The organism is Streptomyces tailanensis (assembly GCF_008386495.1).
Lineage (GTDB): Bacteria > Actinomycetota > Actinomycetes > Streptomycetales > Streptomycetaceae > Streptomyces > Streptomyces tailanensis.
The window spans coordinates 20314-42128 of sequence record NZ_VTHJ01000073.1 but is presented as its reverse complement, the minus strand read 5'-3'; the positions used below and the strand labels follow the sequence as shown (position 1 = coordinate 42128).

Annotated in this window: 18 protein-coding genes, 1 tRNA gene, 1 other RNA gene and 1 pseudogene; 12 read left to right on the top strand and 9 right to left on the bottom strand. The window is 69.3% G+C overall.

Annotated features, from left to right (window positions below):
* The first annotated feature begins 366 nt into the window (after positions 1 to 366).
* Positions 367 to 627: a hypothetical protein gene (locus tag F3T56_RS39140; RefSeq protein ID WP_149830231.1), complete on the top strand. Its 261-nt coding sequence runs from the start codon at positions 367 to 369 to the stop codon at positions 625 to 627.
* A gap of 68 nt (positions 628 to 695) precedes the next feature.
* On the opposite strand, the gene F3T56_RS39135 is transcribed toward F3T56_RS39140, so the two are convergent.
* Positions 696 to 929 carry a hypothetical protein gene (locus F3T56_RS39135; protein WP_149830230.1) on the bottom strand — a complete coding sequence of 78 codons (234 nt, stop codon included), beginning with the start codon at positions 927 to 929 and terminating at the stop codon, positions 696 to 698.
* 103 nt (positions 930 to 1032) lie between these two features.
* Between F3T56_RS39135 and F3T56_RS39130 the strand changes: the two genes are divergently transcribed.
* Positions 1033 to 1107: transfer RNA gene (locus F3T56_RS39130), tRNA-Leu, on the top strand.
* Between the two features lie 168 nt (positions 1108 to 1275).
* Complete coding sequence (locus F3T56_RS39125; RefSeq protein WP_149830229.1) at positions 1276 to 1704, top strand: VOC family protein; 429 nt, start codon at positions 1276 to 1278, stop codon at positions 1702 to 1704.
* A gap of 70 nt (positions 1705 to 1774) precedes the next feature.
* On the opposite strand, the gene F3T56_RS39120 is transcribed toward F3T56_RS39125, so the two are convergent.
* Positions 1775 to 2266, bottom strand: a complete 492-nt coding sequence (locus F3T56_RS39120) for an ATP-binding protein (protein WP_149830228.1) — start codon at positions 2264 to 2266, stop codon at positions 1775 to 1777.
* 175 nt (positions 2267 to 2441) lie between these two features.
* Here F3T56_RS39120 and F3T56_RS48750 point away from each other — a divergent pair.
* A pseudogene (locus F3T56_RS48750) lies at positions 2442 to 2522 on the top strand (DUF397 domain-containing protein); the annotation flags it as partial.
* Positions 2523 to 2652: 130 nt separating this feature from the next.
* A complete protein-coding gene (locus F3T56_RS39110) occupies positions 2653 to 2997 on the top strand; it encodes a VOC family protein (protein WP_149830227.1) in 345 nt (114 codons plus the stop codon).
* A gap of 10 nt (positions 2998 to 3007) precedes the next feature.
* Here F3T56_RS39110 and F3T56_RS39105 read toward each other — a convergent pair whose 3' ends face one another.
* The 5 genes from F3T56_RS39105 to F3T56_RS39085 all read right to left on the bottom strand — a co-directional run bounded on the left by F3T56_RS39105 (position 3008) and on the right by F3T56_RS39085 (position 9513).
* The gene (locus F3T56_RS39105) at positions 3008 to 3853 is read right to left on the bottom strand and encodes a hypothetical protein (protein WP_149830226.1); all 846 of its coding nucleotides are present in this window, start codon (positions 3851 to 3853) and stop codon (positions 3008 to 3010) included.
* 120 nt (positions 3854 to 3973) lie between these two features.
* A complete protein-coding gene (locus tag F3T56_RS39100; RefSeq protein ID WP_149830225.1) occupies positions 3974 to 5128 on the bottom strand; it encodes an acyltransferase family protein in 1155 nt (384 codons plus the stop codon).
* Positions 5125 to 7374, bottom strand: coding sequence for a bifunctional polysaccharide deacetylase/glycosyltransferase family 2 protein (locus F3T56_RS39095; protein WP_172639356.1), 2250 nt, complete (start codon positions 7372 to 7374; stop codon positions 5125 to 5127). The genes F3T56_RS39100 and F3T56_RS39095 overlap by 4 nt, the downstream gene beginning before the upstream one ends.
* The gene (locus F3T56_RS39090) at positions 7374 to 8393 is read right to left on the bottom strand and encodes a hypothetical protein (RefSeq protein WP_246204310.1); all 1020 of its coding nucleotides are present in this window, start codon (positions 8391 to 8393) and stop codon (positions 7374 to 7376) included. Before F3T56_RS39090 ends, F3T56_RS39095 begins: the two co-directional genes overlap by 1 nt.
* A gap of 163 nt (positions 8394 to 8556) precedes the next feature.
* Positions 8557 to 9513 (bottom strand): LysR family transcriptional regulator, encoded by a 957-nt coding sequence (locus F3T56_RS39085; RefSeq protein ID WP_149830223.1) that lies wholly within the window; start codon positions 9511 to 9513, stop codon positions 8557 to 8559.
* Positions 9514 to 9597: 84 nt separating this feature from the next.
* On the opposite strand from F3T56_RS39085, the gene F3T56_RS39080 reads away from it, so the two are divergent.
* The 7 genes from F3T56_RS39080 to F3T56_RS39050 all read left to right on the top strand — a co-directional run bounded on the left by F3T56_RS39080 (position 9598) and on the right by F3T56_RS39050 (position 20680).
* Entirely contained in the window at positions 9598 to 11034 is a 1437-nt protein-coding gene (locus F3T56_RS39080; protein ID WP_425473724.1) for an MFS transporter, read from the top strand.
* A 184-nt stretch (positions 11035 to 11218) separates the two neighbouring features.
* Positions 11219 to 12514, top strand: coding sequence for an ABC transporter substrate-binding protein (locus F3T56_RS39075; protein ID WP_149830222.1), 1296 nt, complete (start codon positions 11219 to 11221; stop codon positions 12512 to 12514).
* Positions 12511 to 13503: a carbohydrate ABC transporter permease gene (locus tag F3T56_RS39070; RefSeq protein ID WP_246204309.1), complete on the top strand. Its 993-nt coding sequence runs from the start codon at positions 12511 to 12513 to the stop codon at positions 13501 to 13503. Before F3T56_RS39075 ends, F3T56_RS39070 begins: the two co-directional genes overlap by 4 nt.
* Positions 13500 to 14324: a carbohydrate ABC transporter permease gene (locus F3T56_RS39065; protein ID WP_149830221.1), complete on the top strand. Its 825-nt coding sequence runs from the start codon at positions 13500 to 13502 to the stop codon at positions 14322 to 14324. The genes F3T56_RS39070 and F3T56_RS39065 overlap by 4 nt, the downstream gene beginning before the upstream one ends.
* Before the next feature lie 11 nt (positions 14325 to 14335).
* Positions 14336 to 16612 (top strand): alpha-xylosidase, encoded by a 2277-nt coding sequence (gene yicI, locus F3T56_RS39060; protein WP_149830220.1) that lies wholly within the window; start codon positions 14336 to 14338, stop codon positions 16610 to 16612.
* Positions 16612 to 17619: a LacI family DNA-binding transcriptional regulator gene (locus F3T56_RS39055; protein ID WP_172639355.1), complete on the top strand. Its 1008-nt coding sequence runs from the start codon at positions 16612 to 16614 to the stop codon at positions 17617 to 17619. The genes yicI and F3T56_RS39055 overlap by 1 nt, the downstream gene beginning before the upstream one ends.
* A gap of 160 nt (positions 17620 to 17779) precedes the next feature.
* A complete protein-coding gene (locus F3T56_RS39050; protein ID WP_149830218.1) occupies positions 17780 to 20680 on the top strand; it encodes a glycoside hydrolase family 3 protein in 2901 nt (966 codons plus the stop codon).
* Between the two features lie 59 nt (positions 20681 to 20739).
* Here the strand turns inward: F3T56_RS39050 and ssrA are convergent.
* Both ssrA and smpB read right to left on the bottom strand, forming a co-directional pair.
* Positions 20740 to 21142: a transfer-messenger RNA gene (gene ssrA / locus F3T56_RS39045) on the bottom strand.
* Between the two features lie 93 nt (positions 21143 to 21235).
* Positions 21236 to 21775: an SsrA-binding protein SmpB gene (gene smpB / locus F3T56_RS39040; protein ID WP_149830234.1), complete on the bottom strand. Its 540-nt coding sequence runs from the start codon at positions 21773 to 21775 to the stop codon at positions 21236 to 21238.
* Positions 21776 to 21815 lie beyond the last annotated feature (40 nt).

The window sequence follows — 21815 nt, the reverse complement described above, 5'->3', positions numbered from 1 at the left end:
GGGCACCACGAACGGCGCCGCCAACTCCCGCAGCCCACCCACCCCGTCACCCCCACCCCGACTGCTGCAAAAACCCCTCACCACACCCAACAACCACCACCCGCGAAGGTCACACATTCGATGCAAGAACTGCCGTTCCCCTCCCCCGGGAGTGCTCCTGCCGCCGGCCGGAGACTCACTCCCGCACCACCAGAACACGCTCGCGTGTCCCTGATTGCCACCTGCTCGACACCCCCGGGATCGCCGACCTCCCCGGCTACGCCACGCTGGTCGTCGCGGCCACGGCGCTGAGCCGGCTGATGTCGATGCCGTCGGTAGAGCGCCTGCTTCCGCCGTGGCTCAGGGCCGAGACCGAAGAGGGCGCCGATGGTGAGTGAAGACGAACGCGCGGGCGTGGCCCTGGAGTTGGAGCGCCTGCGGCGTGCCGTGGACGTGGGCTTCGCCACCACCCGGGGCGACCTGGCCCTCCTCCTCCAACGGGCCGACCAGACCGACAAGACCCTCTCCGAACACGAGGACCGCCTGGACGCCCTCGAACGCACCCGCTGGCCCCTGCCGTCCCTGGCGGCGATCACATCCTGCACGGCCCTGGCCGTGACGGTGTGGTCGGCGTCGACGGGAAAGTAGCGGTCGTCCGGGGCGGGGCGGGACCACGGACCACCCCCGGTTCCCCCGCCCCACCCCGGACGGCCCGATCAACCCCGCAGGAACCCGTCCCCATGCGCGGCGATGTGCGCCTCCAGCGCGGAGAGCGCCTGCTGGGTGGCGTCCGGCGTGCCCGACCCGCGCCGCTCCGCGTAGTACGCGGCCCCGAGCCTCTTCAACAACTCCCCACCGACCCGCTGCTGCTGAACCTCGTCCACCTTCTGCTTGCCCTGCTGCAACGCACTCTGCGCCTGCTCCTTGGCCCGGTCGAGGAAACCGCTCATTTCCAACCTCCACGCTCTCTGTCGGCTCTTGCCCCGGCAGTCTGTCCCACAATCGAAACACGGTGGCCGACCGCCGCACGCGGCGCTTATGATCACGAGCAAGGCGGGGTCGTAGCACAGAGGTAGTGCGCCGCGACAGCATCTCGGAGGACGCCGGTTCGAATCCGGCCGCCCCGCCCCCTAACGGTGTACGTGCACTGCCGACAGCGCGGCCCGGCACGGTAATTGGCAGATTCGTCCCAGGTCCGGGGCCTGCGACCAGCTCCTCGCGACGGCGGAAGTGGAACGAATCCGCCAATCGCACGGCGTTCCCTGAGCGGCAGAGCCCCGTTGGTATGGTGCGCCGATGTCAGCGATCAAGAAGTTCCAAGTCACCTTTGACTGCGCGGAACCTGAGCGCCTCGCTCGTTTCTGGTGCGAGGTGTTGGGGTACGTCGTACCGTCGCCACCGGAGGGGTTTGCCACTTGGGACGATTTCAAGCGCTCCCAGCCACCTGAGCAGCGGGATTCATGGTTCGCCTGCAGTGATCCCTCAGGTGTGGGCCCGCGACTGTACTTCCAGCGTGTCCCCGAGGGGAAGGCCGCCAAGAACCGGCTGCATCTTGATGTGCGGGTCGGCACCGGACTCGTGGGTGAAGAGCGCCTCGCCGCACTTGAGGCCGAGTGCGCACGACTGGTCCCGCTCGGCGCGGTCCACGTGCGAACGCTGTATGACGGCAATGATTCGTGCATCCCGATGCTGGACATCGAGGGCAACGAGTTCTGTATCGACTGAGCTGCCGAGGTGGTGCAGCCGGGCGATGCCGAGCATGGGCGGCGGTTCGGCTCGCTCCTTGATCAGGCGGCTACGCATCGAGCCCCCGCCCCTTCCCGCCCACCTCGAACCACATGAGCTTCCCCCTGCCCCGCCCCAGGCTCCCGCCCTCCAGTGGCCAGCAACCCCAGCGGTCGGCGCACTGCCGGACGAGGAGGAGACCGCGACCGTGTTCGGTGTCCGTGGGAGCGGGGGGAGGCGGATTCGGGACCGAGTCTGGGGTGGGCTCGTTGAACGGGGGTGGGACGTAGGGGTCGTAGTCGCCTACGAAGACCCTGAGCCGGCCTTCCGGGAAGGCGAGCAGACGCAGAGTGGAGGGGCCGTGGGTGTGCTGGTACGCGTTGGTGACCAGCTCGGACGTCAACAGTTCGGTGACGTCGAGGAGTTCGTCCATGCCGTGTGCGGTGAGCGCCGCCCGCACGGTCATCCGGGCGACACGGACGGACCGGGGGTCGTACGGCAGCCGCAGGAAGTACTCCCAGCAGGCGGGCAGCGGCTTGTCGAGCGGGGATACGGTGACCACGAGGCCTCCGGGAAGGAGAGGAGTCGGATGCGGATACTCAACGGCCTTGGTTCAGCGGTGGCAGTGCCTGGGTTGGTGCGCTTCCGGCTTACGAGAAGGGCCAGTTGCGCTCAGCCCCGCCAAGTCACGCGACTTCATCCATAGGCTCAACCGGGACACCTGAGAGAGACCACACGTGCCCACCATCGACTGGCAGAAGTCCACCTACAGCGGCGACAGCATCAACTGTGTCTACGTCGCCGCCACCCCCACCGGCGGTGAAGTCATCCACCTCCGCGAAAGCGACACCCCGGCCATGATCCTCACCACCACCCGCACCCCCCCTCCGCTCCCTCATACAGGCGCTCAAAGCAGCCGGGCGGCCTCCGGGCTCGTAGGGTGGGCCCATGGCCGTCGATCTCTTCGCAGGCATCCCGGTGAGCGACTACGACGCAGCGCTGTCCTGGTACAGGCGGCTGCTCGGGTCGCCGCCTGCGTTCATTCCGAACGACGCGGAGGCCGTGTGGGAGCTGGCAGAACACCGGTACCTGTACATCGAGCACCGACCCGGGCACGCCGGCCACGCCCTGCACACCCTGTTCGTCGACGACCTGGACGCCCGGGTCGCCGGGATCACCAACCGGGGCCTGGATCCCGTGCGCCGGGAGACCTACGCGAACGGGGTACGCAAGGTCACGTACCAGGACCCGGACGGCAACGAGATCGGTCTCGGCGGCCCTCCGGTCGAGTGACGGGCTCGGGTCAGCTGCCTGCCTCGCCCACCCAGCTGAGCGTTTCCGTGTCGCCGCCGTCCTCCCAGGTGATGACCACGTCGTCGCCGTCGCGGCGGACCGTGGCGAAGGTGATGTCCTCGTCGCTGACGTCCTGGGAGGCGAAGGGCTTGAGGGCCATGCGGAAGGTGTCGCTGTCGCGGTAGGCGCCGACGCCGTTCATGAGGCCCTTGCCGCCGACCATGTCGATGTAGGAGAGGGTGTGCTGGCCTTCGAGCTCGCCGGAGGTCTGCTCCTCGCCGATGGTGAGGGTCCTGGCCTGGTCGTCCTGCCACTGGCCCTCGACACCGCTGGCGGGCGGGGTGCCGGTCGCCTCGAGGTCGGGGGCGCTCTCGTCCGGGGTCGGGGTGTACTCGTCGGTGGGTTCGCCGGTCGGGCTCTCGGACTCGGTCGCCTGTGCCGACACGCTCTGCTGGGGCTTGGCTGTCCCCTCTTCGTCGCCACCGCTCGTGAGGAGGAAGATGCCGCCGCCGAGCACCGCGATGGCCGCCACCGCCGCGACGACAATCAGCGCGATCTTGCCGCCGTTGCTCCCGGAGGGAGGGGGCGGGGGCGGGTAACCCCCGTACTGGCCACCGTAGTTGGGCGCCCCTGGAGCCCCCGGCATGCCCGGCGCACCGGGGGCTCCCGGCGCACCGCCGTACGGCGGCTGGCCGCCACCCCCGTACGGCTGCTGCGGAGCCGTCGCGTACGGGTTCGGCGGCTGGCCGCCGGGCGCCGCCGGCGGGGGCGTGTACGGGCCGGGGTACGGGGGCTGCTGCTGGGGCGGCTGGGATCCGTAACCGTCGTACGGCGGCTGGCCGGGCGGCTGGGTCATCGGCGGTGTCACTCCTCGGGTCGCATCGCGGCGAGGCAAGGAACACCTGCCTCGAGCGAAGCCCCAACATCCACCAGGCCGTCAGTCGTACGCAAGTGCGTATCGCGGTTGGTTACCGGGTCAATACACAGCGGTCGGACACCACTTCGGCCTCCGTCGCGCCGCCAGATCCTCCGCCCAGCCGAAGGCGGCGACGCAGACGGCGATCAGCACCCACGTCAGGGCCAGCACCGGCCACGGGCTCTCCAGCAGCCAGGGGAGGTGCTGCTCCAGGAACACCACATTCCAGAGGCGGTCCCACTGTGTCGCGGCGATGAGGATGCAGGTGTTGTGCCACAGATAGATCGTCACCGCCCGGGAGTTCAGAAGAGCGATCAGCCCCTGCCACCTGCGCAGCCTGCCCGGCCACCCGGACCACGACGGGCTGATGTGCAGGAGCAGCAGTACCGTGCCGAACGACCAGAGGGATTGGGCGAACGGCATGCTGTCGAGGTCGTTGCCGTCGCCGAAGTCGTGCTTCAGGGCGTACCAGAGGCCGACGAGGGCGATGGCCGGGGCCACGGACGGGACGATGTACCGCGGGAGGCGCTTCAACAGGCCGTCCTGGTGGGCCATGCCGAGGATCCAGCAGGCGCCGAACGTGCTGAAGTCCGTCAGGCCGGACGCGAACCGTTCGCCGGGGAGGAAGTCCAGGTAGCCGAGCTCGAACGCCGCCGCCAGCGCGATCGGCGCGAGGACCGTCGCCGCCGGCCGCGCGCGCAACGCGCGGAGCAGGAGCGGGGACAGCAGCACGAACCAGAGGTAGGCGCGTACGTACCAGAGGGGTCCGGCGAAGTCGACGGCCCAGTCCGCGCCGATGAAGCCTTGGACTCCGGGCAGGCCCTCCGCGTACGGCGGGTCGCTGATCGGGAGGATCCAGTAGGTGAGGTGGAACCACCACCACCCGGGCTGCCCGTCCGCGTCCGGGCCCCAGCCCTGCGCCACCATCCCCGTCACGCCCACGGCCCCCAACAGCCAGACAGGCGGCAGCAGTCGGCGGATTCGGCCCCTGATCACCTGCCCCGGCAGGCGTTTCAGCGAGCGGGCCATCAGGTTCCCGGCGAGCGCGAACATCACGCCCATGGAGGGGAAGAGGAGCGGCAGCCAGGCCCAGCCGGTGAGGTGGTAGAGGACCACGCGGAAGAGGGCGACGGCGCGGAGGAGGTCGAAGTAGCGGTCCCGGGTGGGGGCTTTGCTCTCGACGACCGGGCTGGAGTCCGGGGCGAGCGTGCTCATGCGACCGGGCTCCCCGCCTTCGGCTCACGCGGCTGCGGTTCCGCACCCGGCAGCCCCACCGCCCCCGTACGCCGCAGCTTCTGCCACCGCAGCCGGCCACCGGTCAGTGCCGTGATCCAGGACTGCAGCAGCACCACGTACATCAGCTGGCGGTACAGCAGTTGCTGGAGCGGCAGCGAGAGCAGATGTGTCATGCGTTCCTTGTCGAGGTGGAACGCGTACGCCGCGCACACCGCCTGGACGGCGAGGATGGCCAGCCACGCGGCGATCGTCTTCTCGGTCGGGCCGAAGACCAGCCCGTAGACGAGGAAGACGTCGAAGAGCGGTGCGAGCAGCGGCGCCACGACCATGAACAGGGAGACCAAGGGCAGGCCCACGCGCCCGAAACGACCCGACGCGCCCCTGTCGAACAGCGCTCCCCGGTGCTTCCAGATCGCCTGCATCGTGCCGTACGACCAGCGGTAGCGCTGCGACCACAGCTGCTGGACGGACTCGGGGGCCTCGGTCCAGGCGCGGGCCTTCTCGGCGTAGACGACGTGCCAGCCGTCGCGGTGCATGGCCATGGTGATGTCGGTGTCCTCGGCGAGGGTGTCCTCGCTCATGCCGCCGACGCGGTCGAGCGCCTCGCGCCGGAACGCGCCGACCGCGCCCGGAATGGTGGGCATGCAGCGCAGGATGTCGTACATCCGGCGGTCGAGGTTGAAGCCCATCACGTACTCGATGTGCTGCCAGGCGCCGATGAGGGTGTCCCGGTTGCCGACCTTGGCGTTGCCCGCGACCGCGCCGACGCGCGGGTCGGCGAAGGGTTGCACCAACTCCCGGACGGTGGACGGTTCGAAGACCGTGTCGCCGTCCATCATGACGATCAGGTCGTGCCGGGCATTGGCGATGCCCCGGTTGAGGGCGGCGGGCTTGCCCGCGTTCTCCTGCCGTACGACGCGCACGTCATGGCGTACGGCGGGATCGGCGGCCAGCTCGCGGCTGAGCTCCTCGACGATGCCGGCGGTGCCGTCGCTGGAGCCGTCGTCGATGACGAGCACCTCGATGGGGTGGTCGCCTGCGACCAGCGAACGGACCGTCTTCTCGATGCACTTGGCCTCGTTGTACGCGGGGACGAGGACGGAGGCCGGTTCGGTGACCGGGCCGTTCGGTCCCCAGCGGAAGGCGCGGCGCCGCACCCGGCGGGCGTGCGCGACCGACAGGATCAGCATCAGTGCGAAGCGGGCGATGACGAGGACGCCGATGACGGCCAGGGCGACGACGAGGATGCCGGTCGTCCTCTCCGAGACCTGGACGAGCGCCACCCAGGCCTTGCCCTTCCACAGGCCCACCCCCGTGACCGGAGTGTGGGCGCTGGGGGCGTCGAGCGCCCCGGTGAGGGTGTCGAACGCGTAGCCCTTGTCCTGGAGCCCCGTGATGTACCGGTCGAGCGCGGCGACGGTCTGCGAGCGGTCGCCGCCGGAGTCGTGCATCAGTACGATCGCGCCCTTGCCGTCCTCGGGCATGGACCGGCGGATGATCTCGTCGACGCCCGGCATGCTCCAGTCCCGGCTGTCCGTGTCGCTGACGACGGTGATGTAGCCGCGGCTGCCGATGTACTGCGTCACCGGCCACGACCGGTTGTCCAGGCGTGCGGAGGACGACGAGTACGGCGGCCGGAAGAGCGAGGTGCGGATGCCGGCGGCGCCCGCGAGGGCGAGCTGGTTCTGCGACAGCTCCCAGTCGATGCGGGCCTTGGACTGGAGGGAGAGGTCGGGGTGGTTGAAGGTGTGCAGGCCGATCTCGTGGCCCTCGTCGACCATGCGCTGGACCAGGTCCGGGTGGCGGGAGGCCATCGTGCCGGTGATGAAGAAGACGGCGTGGGCGTCGTGCCTCCTCAGGACGTCGAGGACCTTGGGGGTCCAGGTCGGGTCCGGCCCGTCGTCGAAGGTGAGGACGAGTTCGCGGTCGGGGACTTCGAGGCTGATCTTGGCCCTCGACCTGGTGTCGATCACCGGCCCGCCGTCGAGGATCTTCTTCGGCACGCGGTCGTTCGCCACGAGCGGCCGTACCCGATGGTCCGCGAGGATCTCGGTGTGCACATAGCCGCGCACCATCAGCATCGCCATCAGTGCGAAGAGGATGACGCACGGGAGGATGTGGCGGAGCGGTAAGCGGGGCGTCGTACGCGTGCGGCGGCGGGCGGCACGCGCGGTCGTACGGCGGGCGGCACGCGAGGGCGTGCCGCCGCGCTGGGTGCGGGGCATCAGGCGGGATTCTCCGGGTTCTGCGGGTCTTGCGGGTTCTCCGGGGCGGCCGGGCCGGGCTCGACCGGGGCCGGGGTCTGCGGACCGTCGGCGACGTTGTTCGTGTCGCCGGAGCCGGAGCCGGGGGCCGGTCCTGGCCCGCTGGACTCGGAGGGCGGGGGCGGCGAGGGCGAGACCGAGGGGCTGGGGCTGCCGCCCGGCGGTGGCGTCACCGACACGGAGGGCGCGGGGTCCGTCACGACGACGCTCGGCTTGGGCGCGGCGCTGGTACTGGGCCCGGCCGAGGGCTTGGCGCTGGTGGACGGCGCCGGTTCCCTGCCGTCCTTGCCCCTGCCCGAGGGCTTGTCCCGGGAGCCGTCCTTCCCCGGCGCGGTCGTTTCGCCCGACGGGACGGCCGACCCCGCGCCGGGGCCGGGCGCTACCCCGTCCGCGGTGTCGTCCCGGTCGTCGGCCGACTCGGCCGGCAGCGGCGGTGTGTCCACCTTGCCCGCCGGCTGCTCGTCCTTCTGCATCGGCACCGGCAGCCAGGGCGCGTCCGAGTTCCCCGACACCAGGGTGCCGACGATGACCACGGCGTACGCCGCGCAGGCGGTCCCGACGGCGATGCCGAGCCGCCGGTACAGGTTCCTGCGCCGCCCCGACTCGTCCACGAAGACGGGACCGTCGGACTCCTGCGGGCCCGGCCCGCCCTTCGCCGCCGCGCCCGGCCCTTCGTCCACTTCCCGTCCGGCACCGTCGAGTTGGACGGTCACCTCCAGCGGGTCGTGGTTGCGGCCGGGCTGATCGGGCTGCTCCCAGGGGTCCGCCGGGTGACCGGTGGCGGCACCCGTCTGCCGGGGCACACCGAAGTCCCGGTCCACCTGGGACACGGATCCCCCTCTGCCGACGGCGTCGGGCCAGACCACCTCGTCACTGCTGCTGGGCAGGAACGCCTCGTCATCATCGGCAGCGCTCGACCGCGTCGTCTGCTTCGGCAGGTTGAACCGGTTCTCCCGGGTGCCTTCCGGCCACTTCTCCACGTGCACGCACTTCCCCCCACGGGACAGAAGCGGGTACGTGTTCGATGCCGGACTCTCGCACTTTCCTGTACCGGACCGGGCCCCCACCCTGTCCGGGGCGCCCACCCATCACACGCACCCGTGTGCCCATGTAAACGTTTGAGGAATGTGTGGTGATGTGATGTCAGGAGAAGGTCATCATGATGAGTGCATCTGTGGCCGGAATCCACCCTTCCTCTGGATATGAAAGCCATACTTCCGCCCGCGCCAGCTCGGCCGCCGCCCGCCGCAGCGCATCGAGCCCCGGATGCGCGAGCCCCTTCCGCCACACCATCGAGACAGGTGACAGCGGTACGGGGTCGACGAGCGGCCGTGACACGGTGCGCGGCAGGGGAGGAAGGTCCACGACGGCGAGCACGGGAGTGCCCGTCTTCGCCATGAGCCGCCCGAACTCCTCCGGCCCCACGGCGAGCGGCACCGGCGGCGCGACCTCGATCCCCCGCCCCTCGAACAGCAGCTCCGCCAGCTCCGTCCACTCCGGCGTACGGGGATTCCCGGCCCCCGCGTACACGCGCTCACCCGCGAGCTCCGCCATCGACACGGCGTCCAGCGCGGCCAGCCGGTGATCCTCGGGCACGATCACCGCCATCGGCTCGCACCGCACCGGCTGCTGTTCGAGCCGTGCCCGCACGGCCGGTTCGAGCCCGGCGAACCTCCCGAACGACACGTCGAGCCGCCCGGCGAGGATCTCGGCGGCCGCGTACGTCAGCCCGCTCTCGTACCGCGCCATCAACTCCAGCTCCGGCACGAGCTCCCGCGCCCGCTCCAACACCCGCCGCCCGGTGGCCAGCCCCGACGAGTTGAGGTCCACGAGCAACGGCCGCGCCTGCCGAAACGCGCCCACCAACTCGTCCTGCGCCTCCAACACCCGCCGCGCATACGGCACCAGCCGCTCCCCGTCCGCCGTCAGCATCACCTGCCGAGTGGTCCGCACGAAGAGCTCCGCCCCCAACTCCCGCTCCAGCCGCCGGATATCCCGGCTGAGCGCCTGCTGGGCGACGTAGAGCCGAGCGGCGGCCCGAGTGAAGTGCAACTCTTCGGCGACGGCGAGGAAGGCGCGGAGAAGACGGGATTCAGGCACCCCGGGAACTTACAACCGAGGTGCGTGAATCGCCACGGAGTAAGTGTTGGACGGTGGATCACGGGAGGGGCGACGGTTGATCACATGCCACACCAACCGCCCAGGCCCGAGAGGGCCCACCCACCCATGCTCACCGTCACCGCAGACGCGCTGGTGGCAGCCGACTTCAACCCTCGTGGCCGCTCAAGGGGAGCGCCCCTTAAGGGGCGCGGGGCTGCGTCGATTTGCAGCTCCGCCGCGGGGCGCGAGAAACCACGAATCACCCGCGGTCGCCACCCAACAGACGCCCCCGAGCTATCAGGCGCCCAAACCCCCTACCGCCACCTCTTCAAACTCCCCGGCACCCGCGGCTTCGCCGCCAGCGGCATCCTCGCCCGCCTCCCCATGGGCATGTTCAGCGTGAGCGCCATCCTCATGATCTCCGGCCCACACGACTACGCCCTCGCCGGCGCCGTCGTAGCGACCGGCCTCGCCGCAACCGCCCTGGTCGCCCCCTACACCGCCCGCATGGTCGACCGCCACGGCCAGGCCAAGATCGCGGTCCCGGCAACCGCACTCGCCCTCCTCGGCAGCCTCGCCCTCATCGCCTGCGTCCACTGGAACGCCCCCACCTGGACCCTGTTCGCCTCCTACATGGCCACCGCCACCGTCCCCAACACCGGCGGCATGTCCCGCGCCCGCTGGGCCCACCTGCTGAAGGACGACCCGGCCGCCCTCCACACCGCGAACTCCTTCGAACAGGCGGCGGACGAACTCTGCTTCATGCTGGGCCCGGTACTGGCGGCATTCCTCTGCACCACCCTGTTCCCCGAGGCCGGAACCCTGATAGGCGGCCTGATCTGCATGACCGGCGTACTGATCTTCGCCGCCCAGCGCACGACGGAGCCGCCCCCCGCCGGCCGTACGACCGCGAGGTCCCCGATCCGCACCCCCGGCATCCCCTCCCTCGTGGCCGTCTTCCTCGCCATGGGCGCAATATTCGGCTCCCTGGAGGTCGTGACGATCGCCTACGCGGACGCCCGCGGCAACACCTCGGCGGCGGGAGTGATCCTCGGCCTCCAGGCGGCGGGATCATGCGTGGCGGGACTGGCGTTCGGGGCACTGAGAGTGAAGGGGTCGACAGACCGCCGTTTCCTCTACTGCCTCACCGCGATGACGGCCCTGATGGCCCTCCCCTGGCTCACCGCATCCGCGCTCGGCTCCCTCCTCGCCCTGGCCCCCGCCGTCCTCCTCGCCGGCATGGCCACCGCCCCGACCATGGTCACCGCGATGACGATCGTCCAGCGGCGCACCCCCGAGGGCCAGTTGAACGAGGGAATGACCCTCGCCGTCACCGGCCTGCTCGGCGGGATCGCGGGCGGATCGGCACTCGGCGGCTGGATGGTGGAACACGGGCCGGGCCCGGACACCGCCGGATTCGCGGTACCGATCCTCGCCGCCGGGACGGCCCTGCTGCTCGCCCTGTTCAGCCGCTCGCACAGGACGAGCGGCAAGACCGCCGATTCGCCCGCGCCCCACTGACGGGCCCTCTTGACGGACCCCCGACTCGCACATACCTTCCCCCGTCGAAGCGCTTCGACGTCACGCATCGAAACGATTCGACTACGCCGTTCGACAACCGTACGGCCGCTGCGTGACGCCCAGATACGTCCAGTTACGTCCCAGATACGTCCCGATACCCATCCGACTCCCCTGGAGGCACAGGATGTTGACGGCACGAAGGCGTGTGACGGCGGTCGCCGCGGTGGCTCTGAGCGGAGCCCTGCTCCTGACCTCCTGCGGTGACTCGGACAGCGGGTCCTCCGACGGCAAGACCCTCCGCCTCTGGCACTACGAGAGCCCCGACAGCGCGATGGGCGTGGCCTGGGCGGAGGCCATCAAGGAGTTCGAGAGAACGCACCCCGGCGTCAAGGTCGAGTTCGAGGAGAAAGGTTTCGAGCAGATCCAGAAGACCGCCCCGATGGTCCTCAACTCCTCCGACGCGCCCGACCTGATGGAGTACAACAAGGGCAACGCCACCGCCGGGCTGCTCTCCAAGCAGGGCCTCCTCACCGACCTCACCGGCGAGGCCACGAAGCGCGGCTGGGACAAGAAGCTCAGCGCGGGCGTCAGAACGACCAGCCAGTACGACGCGAACGGCGTGATGGGCTCCGGCAACTGGTTCGGCGTGCCGAACTACGCCGAGTACACGATGGTCTTCTACAACAAGGACCTCTTCGCGAAGCACGGCATCGCCGAGCCCACCACACTCGCCGAACTCACCGCCGCCATGGACAAGTTCGTCGACGAGGGCATCACCCCGCTCGCCAACGCGGGCGCCGAGTACATGGCCCAGCAGTACCTGTACCAGCTGGCGCTGAGCAAGGCGGACCGTGCCTGGGTGGACTCGTACGAGCTGTACAAGGGCAAGGCGGACTTCCATGACGCGGCCTGGACGTACGGGGCCGAGACCTTCGCCGACTGGGTGAAGAAGGGGTACATCAGCGAGAAGTCCAGCGGCACGAAGGCCGAGGACGCGGGCGTCTCGTTCATCCAGGGCAAGGCGCCGATCCTGTTCTCGGGGAGCTGGTGGTACGGCCGCTTCAAGGCGGAGAACAACTTCGACTGGGGCACCTTCCTGTGGCCCGACACGAACCTCACCCTCGGCTCCGGCGGCAACCTCTGGGTCGTCCCCAAGGGCGCCAAGAACAAGGAACTGGCGTACGACTTCATCGACATCACCATGTCGGAGAAGATCCAGAACCTGCTCGGCAACAAGGGCGGTGTCCCGGTGGCCGCCGACCCGGCCGCCATCACCGACCCACAGGCCAAGGAGCTGATCTCCGACTTCAACACCCTCTCCGACAAGGATGGCCTGGCCTTCTACCCCGACTGGCCCGTCCCCGGCTTCTACGACGTCCTCGTCTCCGAGACCCAGAAGCTGATCACCGGCAGCGCGGAGCCGGACGCCTACCTGGACACGATCGGGGAGGCGTACGAGAAGGACGCACCGGAACAGTGACGGTGACCGCCGAGCGGGGCGGGGGCCGGAGCCGGGGCGCGCGGGCTGTCGGCAAGCACGACCACAGCGGCCCGCGCCGCCCCCGTAACCGCCCCCGCGACTCCTACGCCCTGTTCCTCCTCCCCGGCGTCCTCGCCTTCCTCGCCGTGATCGTCGTCCCGTTCCTGATGAACACGGGCGCGAGCTTCACCGAGTGGCAGGGCGTGGGGACGCCGGAGTGGTCGGGCCTCGCCAACTACCGGGAGCTGATGGACGACGCCGACTTCTGGGCGTCGTTCCGGCACAGCCTGTTCATGGTCGTCGCCATGGCCCTCGTACCGACGGCCGTCGGACTCGTCCTCGCCGCCGCCCTGTTCGACTACATCGACAAGCACCACGGCTCGAAGGCCGTCGCCGTCCTGCGCGCCTGCTTCTACCTGCCGCAGGTGCTGCCGATCGCGGTCGCCGGCATCGTCTGGAGCTGGATCCTCGCCCCCGAGAACGGCTCCCTCAACGAACTCCTCGACGCCGTCGGCCTCGGCTCCTGGCAGCAGGACTGGCTCGGCGACCCGGATCTCGCCCTGTGGTCCGTCATGGGCGTCATGGTGTGGGTGCAGCTCGGCTTCCCGCTGGTCGTCTTCATGGCGGGGCTCGGGCGCGTCGACCCCCAGCTGTACGAGGCCGCCGAACTGGACGGCGCCGGCTGGTGGCGCCGCTTCTGGCACATCACACTGCCGCAGATCCGCCCCGAGATCTATGTCGTCCTGCTGTGGTGCACGATCGCCGCGCTCAAGGTGTTCGGCGCGGTGTACGTCCTGACGAAGGGCGGCCCCGGCGGCGCCACCAACGTGCCGTCGTACTTCTCCTTCACCACGTTCTTCGAGAAGACCCAGGTCGGCTACGGCGCCGCGATCTCCACCGTCCTGACCATCATCATCCTCGCCCTGGCCCTCATCGGCCTCAAGCTCCAGACCCGCGCCGAGGACGCCGAGGAGGGGCTCCGCACATGACGACCGCTCTACGCCGCTACCCGGTGCTCATCGCCCTGGTCATCGCCGCCCTCTTCATGGTCGTCCCGTTCCTGATCGTCGCCGTCAACGCGGTCAAGTCCCCGACGGAGTACGCCCAGAACGGCCCCCTCAGCCTCCCCGACGGCCTCTACCTCGACGGTCTGAAGGACTTCTGGGAACGCGTCGACTACGGCCAGAAGCTCTTCAACTCCCTCCTGATCAGCGGCTCCGTCGCCGCCCTGGCCGTCGTCCTGTCCATCCTCAACGCGTACGCGATCGGCATCGGCCGCGTCCGGGGCCGTACCTGGGTGCTGGCGTTCTTCGTCCTGGCGAACATGCTGCCGCAGGAGGCGCTGGTCTACCCGGTCTACTACCTGAGCAAGGAAGTCGGCCTGTATGACACGAGGTTGAGCGTGATCATCGTCTTCACGGTGATCCAGGCGGCCTTCGGCACGTACCTCCTCGCCTCCGTGCTCGGCCAGTTCCCCCGCGAGATCATCGAGGCCGCCCGGATCGACGGGGCGAGCCGATGGCAGGTCCTCTGGCGGATCGTCGTCCCCGTCAGCCGCCCCACCCTCGGCGTCCTGCTGGTCTTCTTCTTCATCTGGACCTGGAACGAGTTCCTGCTCCCCCTGGTCATGCTGATCTCCAACGACAACCAGACGGTGTCGGTGGCGCTCGGCGTCCTCCAGGGCCAGCGTCTGATGGACGCGACGATGACCAACGCGGCCGCCCTCCTCGGCGTCCTGCCCGCCCTCGTGTTCTTCCTCGTCTTCCAACGCACCCTCACCCGCGGCATCGCCGTGGGCGCCGTGAAGTAAGGACCCCCCACATGAAGTTCACCGATGGTTACTGGCTGCTCCGCGAGGGCGTCACCGCGGCCTACCCGGCCGAGGTCCTCGACGTCGCGGAGTCGGACGGTGTGCTGGAGATCCACGCGCCGACCAGACCCGTCCGCAGCCGCGGCGACCTGCTGAAGGGACCGGTCGTGACGATCAACGCGCACACCCCGATGCCCGACGTCATCGGCCTCACCCTGACCCACCTCACGGGCGAGCAGCCCCGCGGTCCCGAGTTCGAACTCACCGAGGACGAGACCACCCCCCAGGTCTCGTACGACGACGAGCACGCGACCCTCACCTCGGGCGCGCTGTCGGTCCGGGTCGCGCGCGGCGGCCCCTGGCAGGTCGACTTCCTCGCCCACGGCCACCCCCTCACGACCAGCGGCGCCAAGAACATGGGCATCATGCGGGACGCGACGGGGGCGCACTACCTGCGTGAACAGCTGAATCTGAGGGTGGGCACGTCCGTCTACGGCCTCGGCGAGCGCTTCGGCCCGCTGGTCAAGAACGGTCAGGTCGTCGACATCTGGCAGGCCGACGGCGGCACGTGCAGCGAGCAGGCGTACAAGAACGTGCCGTTCTTCCTGACGGACGCGGGCTACGGCGTCTTCGTCGACCACCCCGGCAAGGTGTCGTTCGAGGTGGCGTCGGAGGTGGTGTCGAGGGTCCAGTTCAGCGCGGAGGCCCAGGAGTTGACGTACTACGTCATCTACGGCCCGACCCCGAAGGACATCCTGCGCAAGTACACGGCCCTCACCGGCCGCCCGGCGCTCCCGCCCGCCTGGTCCTTCGGCCTGTGGCTCTCCACCTCCTTCACCACCTCCTACGACGAGGAGACGGTGACCTCCTTCATCGACGGCATGCGGGAGCGCGCGCTGCCCCTGTCCGTCTTCCACTTCGACTGCTTCTGGATGCGCGAGTACCACTGGTGCGACTTCCAGTGGGATCCACGCGTCTTCCCCGACCCGGAGGGCATGCTGGCGCGGCTGAAGGCACGCGGGCTGCGGATCTGCGTATGGCTCAACCCCTACATCGCCCAGCGCTCCCCGCTGTTCGCGGAGGGCAAGGCCGCCGGATATCTGCTGAAGCGCCCGGACGGCAGCGTGTGGCAGTGGGACCTGTGGCAGCCGGGCATGGCCCTGGTCGACTTCACCAACCCGGCCGCCCGGGCCTGGTACGCGGCGAAGCTCGAAGCGCTCCTCGCCCAGGGCGTCGACTGCTTCAAGGCCGACTTCGGCGAGCGGGTGCCCACGGACGTGGCCTGGGCCGACGGCTCGGACCCGGAGCGGATGCACAACTACTACACGTACCTATACAACCGGACCGTCTTCGACGTCCTGCGCAAACACCGCGGCGAGGGCGAGGCCGTACTCTTCTCCCGCTCGGCCACCACCGGCAGCCAGCGCTTCCCCGTGCACTGGGGCGGCGACTGCGAGGCCACCTACGAGTCGATGGCCGAGTCCCTGCGCGGCGGCCTCTCGCTCGGCCTGTCCGGCTTCGGCTACTGGAGCCACGACATCGGCGGCTTCGAGGGCACCCCGACACCGGCCCTGTTCAAGCGCTGGATCGCCTTCGGCCTGCTCTCCTCCCACAGTCGCCTGCACGGCTCGTCCTCGTACCGCGTCCCCTGGCTCTTCGACGACGAGTCGGTGGACGTCCTGCGCACGTTCACCCGTCTGAAGCTCAGCCTCATGCCCTACCTCTACGAGGCCGCGCGCACCGCCCACACCGAGGGCCTGCCGATGATGCGGGCGATGGTCCTGGAGTTCCCCGACGACCCCGGCTGCGCCCATCTGGAACGCCAGTACATGCTCGGCCCTGACCTCCTCGTCGCCCCCGTGTTCAGCGACGAGGGCGACGTCACGTACTACGTCCCCGAGGGCACCTGGACCCACTTCCTGACCGGCGAGACGGTCACCGGCCCCCGCTGGATCCGCGAGCGCCACGACTTCCTCAGCGTGCCGCTGCTGGTACGGCCGGGGGCGGTGATCCCCGTGGGCGCGACGGCGGACCGCCCCGACTACGACCACGCCGACGACGTCACCCTGCACGCCTACGGCCTCGAACGCGGCGCCCAGGTCACGGTCCCGGTGGGCGACACGACGTTCACGGTTGTACGGGAGGGAAACGTGCTGCGGGCCTCGTGCGGCGACCCGCGAGCACCGTGGGGCCTGTCGGCGCAGGGCCGCGAGGTCCGCGCCCAGGCCGGCACCGGCTTCCTGACCATGGACCTCGACCCGGATCTGGAAACGGTGGGTGAAGCCTGATGGTGAAGATCACTGATGTGGCCCGGCACGCGGGCGTCTCCCCCAGCACCGTCTCCTACGCCCTCAGCGGCAAACGCCCCATCTCGGCGGAGACCCGGGCCCGGGTCGAGGCTTCCATCCGCGAACTCGGCTACCGCCCGCACGCGGGCGCCCGCGCCCTGGCCAGCAACAAGTCGAACGTCCTGGCGATGGTGGTGCCGTTACGGGCCGGCATCAACGTCCCGGTGGTCATGCAGTTCGCGGTCTCGGTCGTGACGACGGCTCGCGAGCACGACCACGACGTCCTCCTCCTCACCCAGGAGGAGGGCGAGGAGGGCCTGCGGCGTGTGGCGGACACCGCCCTGGTGGACGCCCTGATCGTGATGGACGTCCAACTCCACGACCCCCGCCTGCCGTTGCTCCGCGCCCTGGACCGCCCCTCGGTACTGATCGGCTTCCCCGCCGACCCCGCCGGCCTGACCTGCATCGACCTCGACTTCAAGGCGGCCGGCGAACTGTGCGTGGAGCACCTCGCCGGCCTCGGCCACCGCGTGATCGGCCTGATCGGCTCACCCCCGGAGGTCTACGTCCGCCAGACCGCCTTCGCGCAACGCGTCGTCCAGGGCTTCACCGCGGCCGCCGCCCGCCTCGGCATGTCGTCCACGGTCCACCCCTGCGAGGCCACCCCCGCCGCCGCCCGCACGGTCGCCGAGCGCCTCCTGCGCGAACAGCCCGCCCTCACCGGCGTCGTCATCCACAACGAGGCCATCCTGGAACCCCTGATCGACGCCTTCGAACACCTCGGCCTGCGCATCCCCACCGACCTCTCCCTCACCGCCCTCTGCCCCGACGAACTCGCCGAGACCCTCCCGGTCCCGGTCACGTCCATCGCCATCCCGTCGAGGGAGGTGGGCGAACAGGCGGTACACCTCCTGATGTCCAAGCTGGACAACACCCCGGTCCCGAGCGCGACGTTACTGAGACCCCGCTTGACGGCGAGGGCGAGCACGGCCCCGAGGACGATGTAAACGGGGCTGGTACCAGGGGCGCCGGAGGCGCCTTTCAGGGGCGCGGGGCTGTGTCGATTTGCGGCTCCGCCGCGTGGGCGCGGCAAGCCCCCACAAACCCGCACCCGCCAACGAAACATGTCCACCCGAGCTACTAGGCAAAGCCCAAAGGAGCCCTGACATGAAAGGCAAGCGAAGAACCACACTCATAACCACCCTGGCCCTGCTGACAGGCCTCACAGCAACAGCCCCCTCAACCGCAGCCGACCCCACGTACCCCTTCCGCAACCCCCAACTCCCAACAACCCAACGCGTAAACGACCTCCTCTCCCGCCTGACCCTCGACGAGAAGGTCTCCCTCCTCCACCAGCACCAACCCGCGATCCCCCGCCTCGACATCGCCCCCTTCAAAACCGGCACGGAAGCCCTCCACGGAGTGGCCTGGCTCGGCGAAACCACGGTCTTCCCCCAGGCAATAGGCCTGGCCTCAACCTGGAACCCACAGCTGATCCAACGCGTCGGCTCAGCGGTCGGAGACGAAGCCCGCGGCTTCCAGCAAGAACGCCCACCCGGCTGGGGCCTGAACCTCTGGGCCCCAGTCGTCAACCCGCTCAGAGACCCCCGCTGGGGCCGCAACGAGGAGGGCTACTCCGAGGACCCCCTCCTCACCGGCGCCATGGCGACGGCATACGGCACAGGCCTGACCGGCGGCGACCCCGACCACCTCAGAACGGCCCCCACCCTGAAGCACTTCCTCGGCAACAACAACGAGGTCAACCGCACGACAACCTCCTCCGACCTCCGCCCCCGCGTCCTCAAGGAGTACGAGGAGCCGGCGTACAAGCCGGCCATCGAGGCGAACGCGGCCACCGGCGTCATGTCCTCGTACAACCTCGTCAACGGCCGCCCGGCCACAGTGAACCCAGCCCTGAACGACGTCCGCACCTGGTCGACGTACGACCTCCTCAACGTCACCGACGCCTACGCGCCCAACAACCTGGCCGACCCGGCCCAGCAGAACTACTACGCGACCCTCGCCGAGGGCGACGCCGCCGCCCTGAAGGCCGGTATCGACAGCTTCACCTCGGACGACACCAACTCCGCGAAGACGACGGACGCCGTCAAGTCGGCCCTGTCCACCGGCCTGTTGAAGGAGTCGGACGTCGACACCGCGGTCCGGCACATCCTGAGCCTCCGCGTCCGCCTGGGCGAGTTCGACCCGGGCGGCGGCAAGTACGGCGCGATCGACAAGTCGGTCATCAACAGCCCGGCCCACCAGAGACTGGCCCGCGAGGCGGCCACCGAGGCGGCGGTACTCCTCAAGAACGACAAGACGTCGCTCCCGCTCAAGCCCTCCCAGAAGAACGTGGCCGTCGTCGGCCCCCTCTCCGACACCCTCTACACGGACTGGTACTCCGGCACCCTCCCCTACGCCGTCACGCCCAAGGACGGCATAGAGACCAAGCTCGGCACCACCGTCGCGAGCAGCGAGGGCGTGGACCGCATCACCCTCCGCAACACGGATACCGGCGCCTACGTGACGGCCGGCACGGACGCGGACGGCGAACCCCTGAAAGAAACAGCGGCCGAAGGAGCAAGCACGCAGTTCGACGTCTACGACTGGGGCGCCGGCATCGTCACCCTGAAGTCGGCGGCCAACGACAAATACGTCGGCTACAACTGGTCGAACTTCGTCAACGACCAGGTACAGCCCAGCGGTTGGTTCGTCCAGCAGCAGTTCGCGCTGGAGGACCAGCCCGACGGCACGTACCTGCTCCGTTACGCCGGTTACGAGACCCGCGAACCCTGGTGGTCGAACCCCGTCTACCTCGGCCCGACCGGCCCCGACGGCACCCTCGGCCTGGTCACCAAGGAGCGGGCGGCCCACTACACGAAGGACGTGGTCCGCAGCGGTGTCGCGGACGCCGTGGCCGCGGTGAAGGGTAAGGACACGGCGGTCGTGGTCGTCGGCTCGATGCCCGCGATCAACGGCCGCGAGAACGACGACCGCGAGTCCCTGGCCCTCGCCCCCGCCCAGGAGGCCCTGGTCAAGGCGGTCCGCGCGGCCAACCCCCGCACTGTCGTCATCGTCGAGAACAGCTACCCGACCACCCTCGGCGCCCTCGAACGACAGGTCCCGGCCGTCCTGTGGACCACCCACGCGGGCCAGGAGACCGGCAACGCCCTCGCCGACCTCCTCTTCGGCGACGCCAACCCGGCCGGCCGCCTCACCCAGACCTGGTACCGGTCGGAGGCCGACCTGCCCTCGATCCTGGAGTACGACAACATCAAGCACGACCGCACCTACCAGTACTTCAAGGGCGACCCGCTCCACGAGTTCGGCTACGGCCTCTCCTACACGACCTTCCGCTACGGCACCCTGAAGCGCGTCCCCGGCGGCTACGAACTCCCGGTCACCAACACCGGCCGCCGCACCGGCGACGAGGTCGTCCAGCTCTACACCCACCAGCGCGTCTCCCGCGACAAACAGCCCCTCAAACGCCTCCAGTCCTTCGACCGGGTGACCCTGAAGCCCGGCGAGACGAAGACCGTGAAACTCGACCTCCGCGAACGGGACCTCGCCCACTGGGACGTCACCCGCTCCAAGTGGGTCGTCGAGACCGGCACGTACGACGTCCTGGCCGGCGCCTCGTCCACCGACATCCGCGCCCGTACGACCCTGAAGGCGCGCGGCGAGACGATCCCGCCCCGGGACCTGTCGAAGGTCACCCGCGCCGAGAACTTCGACGACTACGACTCCGTACGCCTGGTCGACGAGTCGAAGACCCACGGCACGGCGGTCGGCGCCTCCGCCGACGGCGCCTGGCTGAAGTTCAAGGACGCCCGACTCGGCTCCGGCCGGGCGGAGTTCACGGCACGGCTCGCCGGATCCGCCGGTGACGTGCAGATCCGCCTGGGCTCGCCGACCGGAACCCTGCTCGGCACGGCACGCTTCGACGGCACGTCATCGCCGTACACGTACGAGACGGTGACCGCGCGACTCAGTTCAGCAAAGAACCGGCAGGACGTGTACCTCGTACTCCCGAAGGGCCTGCGCCTGTCGACGTTCACCCTGCGCTGAGGCACACATGACGAAGGCCCCGCTGCCCGAGAGCAGCGGGGCCTTCGCCCACATGGTGATGGTGGAGATGGCGGGAATCGAACCCGCGTCCAACGGTGCGGAATCAGGGCTTCTCCGTGTGCAGTTCGCTGCGCTTTTCTCGGCCCCGGCGATCACGCGAACAAGTCGCCGACGGGCCCAGTCACTGTTTGATTTCCCTCTTCACCCCGTGACCGGGATCAAGGTTTAGTCCCCTAGCTGATGCCAGGATCCGGGTCGGGAACACCCCCGGGCTGACACTCCTTTTAACCAGGAGCAGTCTCGTCGCTACCTGAGATCAGGCGGCGAGGGAGAACTGCTGCTGAGGAGAATCGCTCTTAACAGTGGCGATTATTTTTTTCGGCCTGTGGTTTACGAGATCATGGCCGCTTCCTCGACACGCTTCCCCTGCTTCGACATCCGCTGTCGAAACCGATCATCCCCATGTTGTTTTATCAATGCTCACACCGGTACTTGCCCGGTGTTGGTGCCATCGTACGTGACCAACGCGAGCGCGTGCCACTGTATTCCCTGTGGCTAGCCGCGCTGCCTGCGCTTGGCCGCCGCGATCGCGCGGTCCGACTCCCGGCGGTCCTGCTTCTCCCGCAGGGTCTGCCGCTTGTCGTACTCCTTCTTGCCTCGGGCGAGGGCGATCTCGGCCTTCGCGCGGCCGTCCTTGAAGTACAGGGCGAGGGGCACGATCGTGTGGCCCGTCTCCTGGGCCTTGACCTCCAGCTTGTCGATCTCCTCGCGGTGCAACAGCAGCTTGCGCTTGCGGCGCGCGGAGTGGTTGGTCCAGCTGCCCTGGTGGTACTCGGGGATGTGGGCGTTGTGCAGCCACGCCTCACCCCGGTCGATCTGGACGAAGCCGTCGGTCAGCGAGGTCCGTCCCTCGCGCAGCGACTTGACCTCGGTGCCCATGAGCACCAAGCCGGCCTCGTAGGTGTCGATGATCGCGTAGTCGTGCCGGGCCTTCTTGTTCTGGGCGACGATCTTCTTCTTGCCGCCCTTCTCGCCGTCCCTGGCCTTGGCGGCCGTCCCGCCCTGCTTGGGCTGGGACTCCTTCGGTACGTACATTCCCTTGCTCATAGTGCCGTCCATTTTCGCACTACGGAGG

Excerpts from the sequence above, each read along its gene's own strand:
- F3T56_RS39140 (WP_149830231.1), top strand. The coding sequence starts at position 367 with ATGGTGAGTGAAGACGAACGCGCGGGCGTGGCCCTGGAGTTGGAGCGC.
- F3T56_RS39135 (WP_149830230.1), bottom strand. The coding sequence starts at position 929 with ATGAGCGGTTTCCTCGACCGGGCCAAGGAGCAGGCGCAGAGTGCGTTG.
- F3T56_RS39125 (WP_149830229.1), top strand. The coding sequence starts at position 1,276 with ATGTCAGCGATCAAGAAGTTCCAAGTCACCTTTGACTGCGCGGAACCT.
- F3T56_RS39110 (WP_149830227.1), top strand. The coding sequence starts at position 2,653 with ATGGCCGTCGATCTCTTCGCAGGCATCCCGGTGAGCGACTACGACGCA.
- F3T56_RS39105 (WP_149830226.1), bottom strand. The coding sequence starts at position 3,853 with ATGACCCAGCCGCCCGGCCAGCCGCCGTACGACGGTTACGGATCCCAG.
- F3T56_RS39100 (WP_149830225.1), bottom strand. The coding sequence starts at position 5,128 with ATGAGCACGCTCGCCCCGGACTCCAGCCCGGTCGTCGAGAGCAAAGCC.
- F3T56_RS39095 (WP_172639356.1), bottom strand. The coding sequence starts at position 7,374 with ATGCCCCGCACCCAGCGCGGCGGCACGCCCTCGCGTGCCGCCCGCCGT.
- F3T56_RS39080 (WP_425473724.1), top strand. The coding sequence starts at position 9,598 with ATGCCACACCAACCGCCCAGGCCCGAGAGGGCCCACCCACCCATGCTC.
- F3T56_RS39075 (WP_149830222.1), top strand. The coding sequence starts at position 11,219 with ATGTTGACGGCACGAAGGCGTGTGACGGCGGTCGCCGCGGTGGCTCTG.
- F3T56_RS39065 (WP_149830221.1), top strand. The coding sequence starts at position 13,500 with ATGACGACCGCTCTACGCCGCTACCCGGTGCTCATCGCCCTGGTCATC.
- yicI (WP_149830220.1), top strand. The coding sequence starts at position 14,336 with ATGAAGTTCACCGATGGTTACTGGCTGCTCCGCGAGGGCGTCACCGCG.
- F3T56_RS39055 (WP_172639355.1), top strand. The coding sequence starts at position 16,612 with ATGGTGAAGATCACTGATGTGGCCCGGCACGCGGGCGTCTCCCCCAGC.
- F3T56_RS39050 (WP_149830218.1), top strand. The coding sequence starts at position 17,780 with ATGAAAGGCAAGCGAAGAACCACACTCATAACCACCCTGGCCCTGCTG.
- smpB (WP_149830234.1), bottom strand. The coding sequence starts at position 21,775 with ATGTACGTACCGAAGGAGTCCCAGCCCAAGCAGGGCGGGACGGCCGCC.